This window comes from Alkalihalobacterium chitinilyticum (assembly GCF_029028005.1).
GTDB lineage: Bacteria > Bacillota > Bacilli > Bacillales > Bacillaceae_F > Alkalihalobacterium > Alkalihalobacterium chitinilyticum.
On the sequence record NZ_JAOTPO010000016.1, the window covers coordinates 62,652 to 77,142 of the forward strand.

At 41.6% G+C, this 14,491-nt stretch carries 14 protein-coding genes; all 14 read right to left on the minus strand.

The genetic code is table 11. From position 1 onward, the window contains the following. Window positions 1–8: 8 nt before the first annotated feature. Window positions 9–2,324, minus strand: coding sequence for an EcoAI/FtnUII family type I restriction enzme subunit R (hsdR, locus tag N7Z68_RS19065; protein ID WP_275120073.1), 2,316 nt, complete (start codon window positions 2,322–2,324; stop codon window positions 9–11). A 12-nt stretch (window positions 2,325–2,336) separates the two neighbouring features. Beyond that, entirely contained in the window at window positions 2,337–3,566 is a 1,230-nt protein-coding gene (locus N7Z68_RS19070; protein ID WP_275120074.1) for a restriction endonuclease subunit S, read from the minus strand. Then, window positions 3,563–5,017, minus strand: a complete 1,455-nt coding sequence (locus N7Z68_RS19075) for a class I SAM-dependent DNA methyltransferase (protein ID WP_275120075.1) — start codon at window positions 5,015–5,017, stop codon at window positions 3,563–3,565. The genes N7Z68_RS19070 and N7Z68_RS19075 overlap by 4 nt, the downstream gene beginning before the upstream one ends. Before the next feature lie 184 nt (window positions 5,018–5,201). Next, window positions 5,202–5,483: a BhlA/UviB family holin-like peptide gene (locus N7Z68_RS19080; protein ID WP_275120076.1), complete on the minus strand. Its 282-nt coding sequence runs from the start codon at window positions 5,481–5,483 to the stop codon at window positions 5,202–5,204. Between the two features lie 35 nt (window positions 5,484–5,518). Continuing rightward, the gene (locus N7Z68_RS19085) at window positions 5,519–5,917 is read right to left on the minus strand and encodes a hypothetical protein (protein WP_275120077.1); all 399 of its coding nucleotides are present in this window, start codon (window positions 5,915–5,917) and stop codon (window positions 5,519–5,521) included. A gap of 58 nt (window positions 5,918–5,975) precedes the next feature. Then, the gene (locus tag N7Z68_RS19090; protein ID WP_275120078.1) at window positions 5,976–6,770 is read right to left on the minus strand and encodes a DUF6273 domain-containing protein; all 795 of its coding nucleotides are present in this window, start codon (window positions 6,768–6,770) and stop codon (window positions 5,976–5,978) included. Continuing rightward, complete coding sequence (locus N7Z68_RS19095; protein ID WP_275120079.1) at window positions 6,767–7,576, minus strand: hypothetical protein; 810 nt, start codon at window positions 7,574–7,576, stop codon at window positions 6,767–6,769. Before N7Z68_RS19095 ends, N7Z68_RS19090 begins: the two co-directional genes overlap by 4 nt. A gap of 13 nt (window positions 7,577–7,589) precedes the next feature. Continuing rightward, complete coding sequence (locus N7Z68_RS19100) at window positions 7,590–8,102, minus strand: hypothetical protein (RefSeq protein WP_275120080.1); 513 nt, start codon at window positions 8,100–8,102, stop codon at window positions 7,590–7,592. A 19-nt stretch (window positions 8,103–8,121) separates the two neighbouring features. Next, the gene (locus N7Z68_RS19105; protein ID WP_275120081.1) at window positions 8,122–9,882 is read right to left on the minus strand and encodes a hypothetical protein; all 1,761 of its coding nucleotides are present in this window, start codon (window positions 9,880–9,882) and stop codon (window positions 8,122–8,124) included. A gap of 15 nt (window positions 9,883–9,897) precedes the next feature. Next, window positions 9,898–12,951 (minus strand): phage tail tape measure protein, encoded by a 3,054-nt coding sequence (locus N7Z68_RS19110; RefSeq protein ID WP_275120082.1) that lies wholly within the window; start codon window positions 12,949–12,951, stop codon window positions 9,898–9,900. Window positions 12,952–12,968: 17 nt separating this feature from the next. After that, the gene (locus N7Z68_RS24400; protein WP_373323199.1) at window positions 12,969–13,196 is read right to left on the minus strand and encodes a Gp15 family bacteriophage protein; all 228 of its coding nucleotides are present in this window, start codon (window positions 13,194–13,196) and stop codon (window positions 12,969–12,971) included. Window positions 13,197–13,198: 2 nt separating this feature from the next. Beyond that, the gene (locus N7Z68_RS19115; protein WP_275120083.1) at window positions 13,199–13,549 is read right to left on the minus strand and encodes a hypothetical protein; all 351 of its coding nucleotides are present in this window, start codon (window positions 13,547–13,549) and stop codon (window positions 13,199–13,201) included. A 58-nt stretch (window positions 13,550–13,607) separates the two neighbouring features. Next, on the minus strand, window positions 13,608–14,066 hold the full coding sequence (locus N7Z68_RS19120; RefSeq protein ID WP_275120084.1) for a phage tail tube protein: 459 nt from the start codon (window positions 14,064–14,066) through the stop codon (window positions 13,608–13,610). 3 nt (window positions 14,067–14,069) lie between these two features. Beyond that, complete coding sequence (locus N7Z68_RS19125; RefSeq protein ID WP_275120085.1) at window positions 14,070–14,486, minus strand: minor capsid protein; 417 nt, start codon at window positions 14,484–14,486, stop codon at window positions 14,070–14,072. Window positions 14,487–14,491 lie beyond the last annotated feature (5 nt).

Genomic DNA, 14,491 nt, shown 5'->3' on the forward strand with positions numbered 1-14,491 from the left:
CTTCATTCTTAGGATGCCTCTTGCTGATACAAAGCCTTCTGAAAGGAAGTAAATGTTTCTTGTATCTTACTAACTCCACCGAGAACTTCCACTGCATCAGAGATCGAGTGGTATTTCAATTCTAACAGACGCGGTAACTTTTCTTGATCAAGCTCTTCATAGCCAGTTTCAACGTACTTAGATAGCACAAAATCAAGAAATTCTTGTTCTTTATCATCTAGATCCTTAAAGATACTAGACCTAGCTTTGGCTACCCGCTCTTCTCTTGAAATTGGCTTTATAGCATATGAGACAAATTCAAGTACATCAAACAAATCGCTATTGTTAGCATTGATTAAACTTTGTAATGCAGATAATTCATCTTTTCCATACCCAGCATCAGCAAGTTTCTCTAAGAATGCTTTCCGTGTCTTGGGATTCGACCATATTTCTCGCAACTCTTCTTCACTTTTAAAATAGTCAGGTAGTGTTCCGTATAAGTTTTGTAAGAACTCCTCGGCCGAAATAGGTTTTCCATCAGCACTCCAAAAGCTAGTAGCAACAGTATGTTGGATTTCTCGCTCTTTTCCGTCTCTAAGCTTTATTTTTATTTTTTTCTTTTGCTCAGGAGGGTCATCTGTTCCGTCATCCGTACCATCTGGGTCTGTTGTTCCTCCTGGAGGTTTTGGCGCCCTTGGCTTTGGTGGTTCTGGATCTAGCGGAGGTCCATCCCATTCAGGATCACTAAAATTAACATAAGCATCAACAAAGTCATAAATCGTAAAAAATTCTTTGCCCTCATACAGCCTTGTTCCCCGGCCTATAATTTGCTTAAATTCAATCATCGACTTCACAGGTCTCATAAGGACAACATTGCGAACATTCCGAGCATCCACACCAGTAGAAAGCTTTTTTGAAGTGGTAAGAATTGTTGGAATGGTTTTCTCATTATCCTGGAAGTCTCTTAAATGAAGTTCTCCTAGTGCACCATCATTTGCTGTTACACGCACACAATAAGAGGGATCTTTACTTTCACCATATTTATTAATAAAATCACGTACCAATGCCGCATGTGGCTGGTTCGCACAAAATACTATAGATTTTTCCGTTTGGTTAACTGTTTCAAGAAAAGTTTTTACTCGGTAAGCTTCACGCTCTTGGATTTCAATAATCCTATTAAAGTCACCTTCAGTGTATAGCTTTCCCTCTTCAACTTCTCCTTCTAGGACATCATCGTCTGAGGTATACATATAATCATCAACAGTTGTTTTGATTCTCTTCACTTTAAATGGTGTTAAAAATCCATCATTAATTCCTTCTTTTAATGAATATTCATAAATTGGCTTCCCAAAATATTCATAGGTATCTGCATTATACTTTCGCTTAGGTGTAGCCGTTAGACCTAATTGCACAGCTGTACGAAAATATTCTAATATATCTCGCCAGCTACTCTCATCATTAGCTCCACCACGGTGACACTCATCGATAATAATAAAATCAAAGTAGTCAGGAGGGTAATCACCAAAGTATGGTTTCTTATCCTTTCCGCTCATAAAAGTCTGAAAAATAGTAAAGAAGATATTGCCGTTTGTAGGAACTCTTCCCTTTTTCCCTATTTCCTTTGGATTGATACGTACCAGAGCATCCTCTGGAAAAGCAGAAAAAGCATTAAAAGCTTGGTCGGCTAAAATATTTCTATCAGCTAAAAACAAGATGCGTGGCCTTCGTGACCCGTCACGTTTAATATTCCAACGTGTTTGAAAAAGCTTCCATGCGATTTGAAAGGCAATAAAGGTTTTCCCTGTACCAGTAGCCAAAGTAAGTAATATTCGTGGTTTTTCTTCTGCAACAGCTGAGACTGTTTTATTAATAGCAATTTCTTGATAATATCGAGGGCTTTTTGTGCCGCCTACATCTTCAAATGGAACGCTATTGAACTTATCTCTCCATTCATTTTGATCTGAAAAGATTCTATTCCATAGCTCATCAGGAGTAGGAAAGGAAGCAACTAACCCTTCATTTCCGTTTTTTATACGCATCTCATAAATTTGTTTACCATTACTTGAATATGTATAATCTAGCTTTAGCTTTAGGGCATAATCTTTTGCTTGGGCTACTCCTTCTCCTACTTCTAATTCATCACTTTTAGCCTCAATAACTGCTAATTTGATTCCTTTATAAACAAGGATATAATCAGCAATTACTGGTTTTGCACGGCCACCAGCTTGAATTTTACCAGCAGTAATATGAAACTCTCGTAATACCTTGGAACCTTCAACTACTCCCCATCCACTTTCTCTTAACATTGGGTCAATAAGCTCTGCTCTTGTTTCAGCTTCATTCATATTTAAACCTCCTTAGAGTTCACCATTAAAAGCTTTCTGTAAAATTGATCTTTTTAGTTCATCTAAGTTAGCTAATTTCTGTGCATATATTTGTTCGAGCTTTTTTGTTTCTTCTGCTAATGTTTCTAGTTTTTCTGCTATACTTTGTTGTACTGTAAGAGGAGGAAAGCAAGCCTTTAATTCCATTACTTTCTTCGGTGATGTATGCCTTACTTTTACCCCACTGGCACTTTCATGTATTAAACTTCTAATTCTTTTGGTGTTAAATAAATAGAAAAGAAACTTTGTGCTTATTTCAAAATTTTCTTTAAATAAAATAAGTCCTAGCCGCTGATTGTGAAGGAACTTATTTGATTCAGGAATAATAATAGGACTCCCTAATAGACCAGCTGCTTGTTCTGTCATAGCAATAAGAATATCACCTTTAGCGAGAATGAAGTTTTCAGGTATTTCACCTATATAATATTTCTGTTTTTCTCCTCTATCACGGTAACCACCTTTTTCATAAAAGTTCCCTGGTGTTAGTAAGACATATTCACCTGTTTCCGAAAAAAACTCACTCTTAAATGCAAATCCATGTTTGATATTTATTACTTCCCCAAGCTCCTTCTCTTCCCAATTCTCACCTGGATTTGAAAAAACAGTTTCTACATAGGATTCGAAAAGCTCCATAGAGTTTTGTAAATTTGTTTTAGTATTTTCTATTGTTTGTTCAATAGCTTCGAAGGTTTCTTCTATCATTTTAACTAATCTATGTTGCTCAGATAACGGAGGGATAGGTATAGTTATTTGTTTGTATTCCTTTAGCTGGAGGTTTCTTATACCAGTTGAATGCTTTTGAAGGTTCTCCGTCAAGCCAGTCAAATAGTAATAATGTAAATACCTATATAAATAATAACAATCTAATTCTTCCTTATTTTTAACTCTAATTTGAGAAGTGAAATTACTAAAAGAAAACTCTCCATCTTTTTTATCAAACATTACCACTCTTCCGACGGGTTGTTTTGGTCCGCCTCCAGATTTTTCTAGAATTATGTCGCCAAACTCCAACTTCCTTTTTGCATATTGAGATTGCTCAACATCTAAGTAGGCTATATCAGAGAAATCTAAAGTACCCTCTTTAGTAAAATTTTTATTTCTGATAACGCCTACCTCTACATATGGAGGTTTTTTACCTTTCCAAAGACCATTTATAAAACTACATACTTCCTCTAGAGTCTTCATTTTCGAGTCTTTCTTCATAGCAACCTCCTAATAACACTTAACATTTCTGCACTTTCATTATCAAGTGTTGCTATTTCATCTAGTATATCTTCTGGATCACGTAATACTATTTCGTTGTTTTTATTTGGGTTTCTTACTGATAAATCGTAAGTATCAGGATTAACATCAGCAATGCTTACTGTCCATGAATTAACTGAATCAGCTTTAGTTTTTTGCAGCTCAATAAAATCAACTAGATCATTTTCATTTAAAGGGTTGGTTTTCCCCAAGTTCCTTTCCAGATTTAGTTGGTAATACCAAATGTCACTTGTAGGCTTGCCTTTTTCAAAAAACAGTACTACAGTTTTAACCCCCGCTCCTGTAAAAGTACCACTTGGCATATCCAAAACCGTGTGTAAATTACAACTTTCTAAGAGCTGCTTACGAAGATTAATTGAAGCATTATCTGAATTAGAAAGAAACGTATTCTTTATTACTATTCCAGCTTGTCCTCCAGCTTTAAGGATTTTCATAAAATGCTGAAGAAATAAAAAGGCTGTCTCCCCAGTTTTAATTGGGAAATTTTGTTGTACCTCAGCTCTTTCCTTACCACCAAATGGAGGATTGGCAAGTATAATTTCGTATCTGTCCTTCTCTTGAACGTCTGATATATTCTCAGTCAGCGTATTAGTATGAACAATATTTGGGGCCTCAATTCCATGTAATATCATATTCATGATACCGATAATATAGGCTAAAGACTTCTTCTCTTTACCATAAAAAGTATTTTTCTGTAAGATCTCCATCTCTTTTGTGCTTAAATTTTTGCTTGTCTTTAAGTAATCAAAAGCTTCTACTAAGAAGCCCGCAGACCCAGCTGCCCCATCGTATATCTTATCTCCTATTTTCGGGGCCACTACCTTTACGATAGTTCTGATAAGAGGACGCGGCGTGTAATATTCCCCGCCGTTACGGCCCGCATTACCCATGTTTTTAATCTTATCTTCATATAAATGTGACATTTCATGTTTTTCTGCATGTGAACGAAATCTTAATTCATCTACATAGTTAATAACTTCCCTAAGATTGTAGCCACTTTGGATTTTGTTGCTTAGTTCAGAAAATATTTCACCTATTTTGTACTCGAGAGTATCAGCACTTGTAGCATCTAATTTAAACTTCTTTAAATACGGGAATAGTTCATTGTTCACAAACTCTTTCAAATCGTCACCAGTAAGGGCTCTATGGTGATCTAATTTACCATCTTCATCTTTTGGCGCAGCCCATACTTCCCATTTAAATTCAGGTTTAATTATTTCTTTATACGAATGAGCAGATAATTCAGCCATTGTTTTTTTGTCTCTTTCAAGATCGTCTAAATACTTTAGAAAAAGTATCCATGAAGTTTGCTCTATGTAATCTAATTCACTTCCGCAGCCTGCATCTTTCCAAAGTACATCATCTATATTTTTAAAAGTCTGTTCAAACACTATCTTTCATCCTCCAAGTCTTTTGGTTCCGTCTCTATTAGAATTTTACTTAACATCCTTTATAGCTCGTCCATTTATACTATTTTATTATACAACAATTGTAAGAACCTTACCAAAAGGTCTTTTTTTAAGTACATAAGCCTACTTCAGTAGTAAAACAGAGCAAATAAAAAAAGAATTGATATTATCTATCAACTCTTTTTTTTACTGTAGTTTCAATTAAACCAAGCAGAAACTTTATCTCAGCAACATCCTTGGATACTTCTTCTACTTTTTTCGTCTTATTCTCAAGTGCATCAATCTTTAGAAGTACTTTATCAATCTGAGGGGAGAGCTGAGAATACATATCTCTCATGCCTTCCTCTCTATTTTTTGCTTCTCTCAAAAAGTAAATAAACATAAATACAAACAATGCTGCAAACAAACCTTCTTTTAATGCCATGGCTACTAACTCTTCAACAGGCATAGCGCACACCTACTTTCTTCTATATTTAATAGCATTCAAATAGCCTTAGTTTTAGGCGCTATTGTCGGCTTGTATTGAATTACAAAATCATCAGTTACTTCATTTTTGTAGTTCAAGCCTTCAATGGACTGATTTAGCTTCCGTGTAATATAACTAATTTCATCATTATCTCCTAGATCAATGAGTCTACACTTTGGATGTTGCCTGTCCTCTACGTCTTGAAGGTCTTTAACAATAGACTTGATCCGATGGAGTACAAGGTATTCTAGTAATCCAACTAATAGAGCCGCATAGACCCCCAGGTTTATAGTTAGGACCACAATTATTCCAACAGTTGTATCGCTTTTTATTAGTGACATGATTGATAAGTACGTTGTTACCATCGTCATTAACATTCCTATACAAATGATTCCATAGAGCTTCTTCCTTAACATTGTTAAACAACTCCTTTATTTTGTCTTACTATACTAATACCGCTGACATTCACTTTTTTCACATCCATTGGCTGTCTTTTTTAACAGTCATATAGGTAACTTCCTCCCACTTGCCATTTACTTTGACATTTAAGGATTGCAGAATTGGCTGCATGTCTTCTTCAAACAAGAGGTGCATTCCGAGTACCTTGTAATCACTTACTGGTACATCGCTTTGTAGATTAACAGCTGGTATTACAAGGCCGTGTGTGTGGTTTGTTCCACCGATACTTGGCGTTGTCGTTGACCAGTTAATCATTCTTAAGTTGTGCATGGAGTGAACTGCTGGACTTCGTGTGAAAATCTGATGTCCATGTTGACTCAGTGTAATCATTGTTCTGGTCGGTGCGATATTTCTTATATTCTCTGCGAAGTAAGGAATTGGCGTTCCGTGGTCGCCCTGGATACCGTCTGTTCCTCCACCCAACTCTACTTGCGATAGGATGAAGAAACGGACGTCTGTGGCTCTCCTATCCTCTGTCATGATGGTTACAGGCACGATAGCGTTCCTAAAGCGCTGTGGTATGCTCTGGAAGAATGGATTAGATGTACCATTCAGTCGCTGACTGACGATAGAAGCAGGGAAATCGTTGTACGCGCCGTCTGTGTATTTTACATACATGACTGGCCGATCTGCCATGAGTGTCGTTGCTTCTCCGTGACATCTGTCCTGGCATACAACTCTCCAACGCAGCGGCTCGTATCCTTTCGGTGCGGACTCTAAATGTCCCCAGGAGCTCTGTTCGGTGAAGCCCCAATGGAACTGAGAGTCACCAACAAGAGTACCAACTGGAAGGTCTCCTAATGTTTTCATGTTCTCATCTCCTTAAATGACTTCGTGCCGAACAATGGCTTCTGTTCACCGTTGACATTGATGTAGCCAAAGACATCCTCTTCACTGGTTGCATACATAACGAAGTGTCCGAAGTACGTGTTCCTTGTAATCATTTCATCCCCATTAACTGTAATGAATGGCCGGAAGTTAAAGATGCTGCTTTGCATCCTGTCTCCTAGTCCTTGAGTCTCAAGGCTGTGAACAACGTAAGCCCTAGACGTTGGAGAAGGGAAGTCTCCGAAGTATTGCGCCGTTCGTGTCCAGTAAGGAAGGGAAGAGCCTGCAAAGTAGTCGTACCTAGAGACTTGCGTCCCTAATGAACTGATGTATTGCCCTCTGTCGATGGTGTAAGGAGTATTTGTGCCTTGAAAGCGGCTTACCAATGTTTCATGAGGAAACAATTCATCGATAGAGAAGACAGAGACGAGCTCTGGCGGTCCGAAGACGTCATCTGAAAGTAATGACACAGGAATGATTTTGTCCTTAAAAGCTCCAGGGAACGAATCGTAAAGCTCTTCACAGCGTTTTTGTAGCGAGCAACCTCTCCATGTCTGATACGTTGGCTCAGTTAGCGTGTTATTGAACTGCAGCTCGTCTCTTATTGGCTTGTCAGCCCAAAGCGTAACGGTATTCGGTGCGTAATGGTCCTTTGCTACGACTCTCCAGACGATATTGGAGTCGCCTGTAGAGCCTCGCTGTCCTGAGTGATTGGTAGGATGGTTTATTTCATGCCCCAGGTAGATTACCGTTTCGCCAACAGATAGCTCTTTCAAATACTTAAGCATGGTATCCTCTCCTTTACTTCATATAGATGAGCCAAATGTCTCCGTCTTCGCCTTCGTCTGGAGCAGGTGCTCGGTCAGAGATGACGATGTTGCGTATTTGCGCTCGTTCGTATTGGTTATTACTTGCTGCTTGGATAGGAACTTGGAATGTTGCTTCTCTTGTGGTCTTAACGAGGTTCGGATCCGCAGGTTCTGAGCCGGCGTGAGGGTTGTCAGCATCCATGTGTTCTTTAACAGCTTTTAAGTTGGTTGCTGGGTCAATCGTCCAGTTCGTTTCGCCTGTGATGGCTCTGATGCGGTTGGTTATCCAACTGAGTACCGTATTCAAGGCTTGTGAGAAGGCGCCTGTCTGGTTCGTTGGATTGGTAGAAGGCGTCACACGCACGTTGACGTTGATTTTAGGAGAAGTAGTGACTTCCTCTAGGTCTTTTTTGACTTCCTCGTACTGAGACTCAATTTGCTCCATGTGTTCAGCAAGTACCGGGTCATCTTTTTTCCATTCTGGTCTAACACGTTCATAAGCCATGCTATCAGCTCCCTTCTATTTAATCGTTCCATCTATAGTCATATCGAGTAACTTGGTAGAGTTCGATATTGATTTTTTCTCTGTTGAACGGCTGGCGGTCAATGATGAAACCTGTTCCTAGTTCTTCTGTGGCGCTTGCTCCGCCCCACCAGACAAATTCATCGATGTGTCCGTTTGCTTGGTTAGGCTGTAAGTGAAACATTGTGTGAAGCGTGTCTACAGCACCGTCCGTAACCTGGGTAGCAGCTACTCTGCCGCGTTCTACGCCGTCTCTGTACCAGGACATATACTTTACTCTGTCCGTATACGTCATTCCTGCGTAGAAGCCTACCATTGTATCCATGTTAGAGGTGCGCTTGAAGATGTTTGGTTCTTCTGTTTCTGCCCACTGTTTCTCGAACTCAAACGGAATAACAACCTGTTCGGTTTCCTTCAAGTTCTCTCGTTCGACCTGGTCTTCGCCAAGCCTTGCGATGTTGTTAAACATGGCTTCCCATGAACCGTGTAGTGGCCCTTTAACAGCTGTGACCTTGTATAACGGTCTCTGCGCTTCACTAGAGATAGTGATGGATTCAATAAGCATCTCTTCATCTTCCAGTTCGTAGAGAGGCAATGTAACGGTTGCTGTCTGTCCGACCTCCAATCCTGAGCGAGAAGTAATAAAGTTTATCTTCTTGGAGACCTCACCAAACTTATTGAGAAGCGAGTTAGCATGTCGTAAGCTACCTTCTCTGTCAACGATGTTAGATGTTTCCTCAATGGCTTCTACGATGCCTGTAGAACCATCAACTCTGCTCATTCTGGCTATCTCTGCAGGAAGATGCGTGACATAAATCGTCTCGAACTGTCCAATGTAGACAATCATGACTCGGTCGTTACTTTCCAGTGGTGGAATTTCTGGCGGTGCTTCTTCGCCTTCTTCTCTTTCGTTCTCAGCTCCAGGTGCTCGGCTGTCCTGGGTAATCTCTGCTGAGCCTCGGTTCCAGTAGAACTGCATGTCTCTGTCCACACCGTTGATTCCAACCGTTTGTTCAACCCATTCGCCGCCATCGAGGCTGACGTACACTCTAGGCTTGCTGTGGAGCTTGTAACGAGTCAGGAAAACACGATTGTGACCGTCACCGATACGGATTTCTGTTTGCTCTGTGGTTAAATCAACAGCGCCCTTTACATACTGTTTGTTACGATACATGGCGCTAGACTCTTCAAAGTTAGCATTGTTTACTCGTACATCTTTAGGTGTAACCTTCCAAGGTGCTTTCAGAGAGCCTCTCTCGATGTAATAGAAGCGTTTCTTATTGTCGATGTACCAGATGTAGTTATCGACGTACCTGGCAAGTTTTGTGATGACACTGGCTGCGTCAATGTAGTTAAAGATGGCTTCATCTACATAATCGCCTGCTGCAACCTCAGCCAGTTCAATCCCTTCTGGCTTCAAGTATTTGTCGTAGACGTCTCTTACAACATCGCCACTCATTTTATCCATGAAAGCATCTGCTACGATGCGTTTATCTGCAAAGTAATGGTAGTCAACGCAGCTTACTGTAAAATAGAAGCCGCCTTTTACTGTGATAGGAAACTTGAAAAACTTCTCGATAACGCCGCCAAACAGTAGCTCGTTGCCGTCCTTTATTTCAACTGGCTCGCCTTTTTGAAAGACGAGCGAGCTGCTTTTATCTCGTATCGTAAAGGAGGCGGTGGAGCGCTCCTCTACGGTTAAGTTGATGTCAATGGAGTCATCGATGACTTCATAGGACGTTCCGTTTATATAGACTTGCATGATTCCACCACCTCGTTAGATTTTCATTCCAGTCTTCATACGGATCTGCTCGACTAGTGGCTGTCCTACAGCCTTAGCAACCACTCTTCCGTCCATTTCAACGTAGATGTTTGCCGTGCCGCCCATAGAGCCTTCTCCGAACTTATCCATTTGGTTCGCGATTTCTCGTGCGAATGGGTGCATGTGTGAACCAGATAACGGTACAACCGCCTCGGTTACGCCAGCTTCTTCCCCTACTCCGATAACAGATGGCCCGTTGAAAAGTCCGCCTGTCTTGTACCAGTTCACGTCGAACTTCGGTACGCTTGGAGGGTTTAAAGAGAAGCCGCCGCTAATGTTGAACCTTGGTAGCTTAATCTTCGGTATTTTAATCTCTGGTATCTTGAGGTTCGTGAAGAAACCTTTAATTCTATCAACAGCCGTCTTAACAGCGTCTCTCGCTGCGTTCACTGGGTTTGTGATAGCATTTCTCACGTTATTGAAGATAGTGGATACAGTAGACTTCATGCTGTTAAACACGCTAGTAACCGTTGAGCTAATACCGTTCACAACGCCGGAGACTGTGTCTCTGATGCCGTTCCAGATAGAAGAGAAGGTACTGCTGATGCTAGATAACAAGCCTGAGATAAAGTCTCTGATACCATTCCATGTGGATTCAAAGGTAGAACGGATACCGCTTAGAAGTCCCAAAAAGAAGACTCTTATTCCGTTCCAGACGTTCTCAAATGTAGACCTCACGCTATTGAGTAAGCCTGTGAAGAAACTGCTGATACCGTTCCAGATTGTTTCGAAAGTGGATTTGACGTTGTTCAAGAGGGTTGTAAAGAAGGTTTTAATACCGTTCCATACGGATTCAAACGACGTCTTTATACTGTTAAGCAGTGAAGTGAAGAATGACTTGATGCTATTCCATATCGTCTCGAAGCTTGATTTGATGCTGTCTAAAAGCTTCACGAAGAAGTCTTTTAAAGCGTTCCACACCGTTTCAAAGTTGCTTCGGACGTTATCGAGGTAGTTTGTAAAGTAATCTTTAATCGCGTTCCAGACGGTCATAAAGATTGTTTTCACTATCTCCAGGTAATTCACAAAGAAGTCTTTAACAGCGTTCCATACTGTCTCAAATACGCTCTTGATGCTATCTAGTAAGCTAGTGAAGAAATCTTTGATGGCATTCCAAGCTGTCTCAAAGTTGTCTTTGATGTTGCTTAGTAAGTTTGCAAAGAACTCTTTCACAGCGTTCCAGACGTTCTCAAACGTCATTTTGATAGTATCCAGTAGATTAGACATAAATTCTTTTATCGCCGTCCAGACAGTCTCTGTGATGTCCCTGATGTTGTCGAACATGTCCGTTATGAAATCTTTAATAGCATTCCATGTATTCATCACAAAGGCATGGATACCTCGAAGTGTGTCTACAAAGAACTTTCTGATAGCGTTCCAGGCTGTCTCTGTGACATCTTTAATGGATTCAAACATGCCCAGTAGGAAGTCCTTGATGCTGTTCCAGATGTTCTTCATCGTGCTGCTGATACCGTTGAGTATCGATGTGATGGAGCCTCGGATAGCGTTCCATACAGTCTCAAACACGTTCTTGATGGTGTCTAAGATGCTTTGGATAAAGTTTCTGATGCCTTCCCAGATGTTCCCTGTCGTGTCTTTAATGCTTTCAAACACGGTATCGATGATATTCTCAATCGCTTCCCAAACGACAGCGAAAATCTCTTTGACTCTGTCCCACAACTCGGTGAAGTAGTTCTTGATGCCGTCCCAGTTGTTGATTATCATGCCTAGCGGATGATAAGTGAGGAATACGTTTTTGAGCCAATCCCAGAACGTGCTGAAAATGCTCTTGATGTTTTCCCACAACTTGCCGAAGTATTCTTTTACGACATCCCAGTTCGCTATGACTAAGCCGAGTGGATGGTAACTAAAGAATACGTTCTTTATCCAGTCCCAGAAGGAGCTGAAAATGTCTTTGACTTTATCCCATAGGTTAGCAAAGAACTCTTTGATGCTATCCCAGTTCTTATAAATCAAGACAGCTCCGGCTGCAAAGGCGGCGACAGCAGCGACGACAAGTCCTATCGGACCGGTCATAACAGCAAATGCGACCTTCAGAGCGGTCAGTAGCGGAGCTAATGCAGAGACAACGGTAATTACCTTACCTACAATGATTAAAAGCGGCCCTATCGCTGCCACAGCAGCTACAAAACCCATAATCAAGTTTTGCATAGATGGGTCTAAGTTGCCGAACCACTCAATGAGCTGACCAACAACCTCTGCTGCTTTCATAATCGCAGGAACTACTTGCTCTTGAATGATTGGTACGAGAACATTTGCCAGTACTGGAGCAAGTTGCGCTCCAATCGTGTTAAATGCGCCTTCCATAGAAGCTTTCGCTTTATCCATTTCTACACGGAAGTCGTTAGCGCCATTTAAGGCGTCTTTACCCATTACAGCTCCCATGTCGTGTGCTTCTTCCCTCACAGCAGCCATGCCATCTACACCCATGTCCAGGATAGGCGACAAGTCCTTCCAGGCGCCTCCGAAGATTTGAGAAGCAGCGGCATTACGCTCGATAGGGTCTTTCATAGCAGCTAAGGAAGCCATCACGTCATCCATGATACTGTCAGAGTCTCTCATATTGCCACTGGCGTCTTTTACATTGACTCCGAGGCTCTCCATCGCTTCTGCGGCTGCTCCAGTACCACTTGTTATCTGCGGCATTCGTTTAACCAGGTTGGCTGTAGCGCTTGTGACCGCCTCTGTGCTCGTTCCGGCAATCTTGGCAGCATACTCCCACTCCTGAATGGCATCGGTGCTTAAACCCGTCACACCCTTGAGGTCAAGAAGCCGATCTGCAGTGTTACCAACTTTGGTTCCCCATGCGATAACTCCAGCTCCAGCAGCTGCGATAGGTCCTGTCACAAACTTTGTCATCGTTGTTCCAGTGCCTGTAATGCCTTTACCGAAGCTCTCCATCTTCTTCTGGCCACTGTCCATGCCTTTATCGAAGTCATCGGACTTCATGGTAAGTTCTGCGTACAATTCACCAACTTTAATACTCATGTTTTCACCTGCCTTTTTTACCAGCCGACTTTCTCAATCGCTTTCTCAATGTCTTCCGGCTTCTCAACGATGTGCTCTTGTTGTTTCTTCTGAGACTGCATAATCCCAACAAGCACGGATTTTTGACTAAGCCCTTTTACTAAAATGAGGAACCTACGCCACGATATTGTGTGAATAGATTCCTCTAGATTGATGCGATATTCACGCTGGAAGTCGGCTTCAATTGCGCCCCAGTGTTCGTGAATATCTACTGCTTCTTCACTGGAGCCTTCCTTTTTTTTTGTGCTGGTACGTTCACTTTTGCTTGGCTATATTGCTGCATCGTCCAAGTCAATACATCTGTTAATTGAGTAATAGAAATGCCGTTATCCAACCAGTCCTCGATGTTTTCTTGTCCATAAATTAGGTTTAAGAACTCGATAACCTGGTCTACTTGCATTTCCTGGCTCGGGTCTTCTTTTACTTGCTTAGACATAGACAGAGCCAGCTTTGCACTAAGAGAAGTTGGAATGTCATATTCGTTCCCGAACAGCTTCACCGTCATCGTGTCGTCTTTTGCTAGGAAAAACTCATCAAAATCTTTATATACTTTTGCCATTATTCATACTCCCTTTCGGTTCATAGGTCGTTAAGTAAGGTAAAGCTAGGGAAGCGTATTAGAACGCTTCTCCTGCTTTAGTAGTTTCCACTTTGCCGGATACAGTAAGTTCTGCACCCCAAGGCATTGGGTCGTCGTTTCCTCCACCGATGTCACTTACGTTTACAGAAGCTGTGAAACGCTTTACTGTGCCACCTGGGAACTCGATTTGGAACTGAGCCAAAGAGTCTGGTCCGATTTTTTCGTTGTAAGAGTCTACAGCTGCTTGTCCTGGGTCTCTTTCGCTTGTCTCTACGTCAACAAGGTATAGTCCTTGAATAGTAGCGTTTCTGCTTCGATTGGCTACTAAGTGAGAACCCCAGCCGCCTTCGTCAAACGTAGTCGTGTCAGCGTCGTTCTTTGCAGAACTGAATGTCACACTGTTAAGCCCTTTGATTTCAGTCCAGTCCTCTAAGCTGCCTGTTCCTGTGTTGATTTTTACAACAATATCGCGAGACAATACTTTTACTTTTGCCATGGTTTATCTCCTCCTGGATTCGTTTCTCATGTCGAGAATGAAGTTAATGGAATACTGATGTCGGCCGTTGTTATCTAAGCCCATATGGAGCGGCTGAGACTGTTGGCCTCGGCAATCTACAATGTAGCTGCCGTTTTCTATGAAGCGCCCTCCCGAGAAGCCGTGGAGTGCGTTATAGACTTCTTGTGCCTTTTCAAAGGCGGTGACAGGGTTCTTGTCGCCTCGGAGCCATACTTGAACGGTTGGATTGTCGTAACCGAGCTTGACGTCTCCTGGCGGGCCTCCTGTCGAGAACAATGCAATCAGCGCTTCCGGATCTGTAGGCACGATGTTTAAGAAGATGTTGCCTTGTACACCTCTTTCATCGAACACGCCGATGCGCTGTGCATGAAGGTATCTTGCGATTTCAATAAGCAACATTTCAC

Bases quoted from the DNA above. Each gene is read 5' to 3' on its own strand.
- hsdR (WP_275120073.1), bottom strand. From the start codon at position 2,324: ATGAATGAAGCTGAAACAAGAGCAGAGCTTATTGACCCAATGTTAAGA.
- N7Z68_RS19070 (WP_275120074.1), bottom strand. From the start codon at position 3,566: ATGAAGAAAGACTCGAAAATGAAGACTCTAGAGGAAGTATGTAGTTTT.
- N7Z68_RS19080 (WP_275120076.1), bottom strand. From the start codon at position 5,483: ATGCCTGTTGAAGAGTTAGTAGCCATGGCATTAAAAGAAGGTTTGTTT.
- N7Z68_RS19085 (WP_275120077.1), bottom strand. From the start codon at position 5,917: ATGTTAAGGAAGAAGCTCTATGGAATCATTTGTATAGGAATGTTAATG.
- N7Z68_RS19090 (WP_275120078.1), bottom strand. From the start codon at position 6,770: ATGAAAACATTAGGAGACCTTCCAGTTGGTACTCTTGTTGGTGACTCT.
- N7Z68_RS19095 (WP_275120079.1), bottom strand. From the start codon at position 7,576: ATGCTTAAGTATTTGAAAGAGCTATCTGTTGGCGAAACGGTAATCTAC.
- N7Z68_RS19100 (WP_275120080.1), bottom strand. From the start codon at position 8,102: ATGGCTTATGAACGTGTTAGACCAGAATGGAAAAAAGATGACCCGGTA.
- N7Z68_RS19105 (WP_275120081.1), bottom strand. From the start codon at position 9,882: ATGCAAGTCTATATAAACGGAACGTCCTATGAAGTCATCGATGACTCC.
- N7Z68_RS19110 (WP_275120082.1), bottom strand. From the start codon at position 12,951: ATGAGTATTAAAGTTGGTGAATTGTACGCAGAACTTACCATGAAGTCC.
- N7Z68_RS19115 (WP_275120083.1), bottom strand. From the start codon at position 13,549: ATGGCAAAAGTATATAAAGATTTTGATGAGTTTTTCCTAGCAAAAGAC.
- N7Z68_RS19120 (WP_275120084.1), bottom strand. From the start codon at position 14,066: ATGGCAAAAGTAAAAGTATTGTCTCGCGATATTGTTGTAAAAATCAAC.
- N7Z68_RS19125 (WP_275120085.1), bottom strand. From the start codon at position 14,486: ATGTTGCTTATTGAAATCGCAAGATACCTTCATGCACAGCGCATCGGC.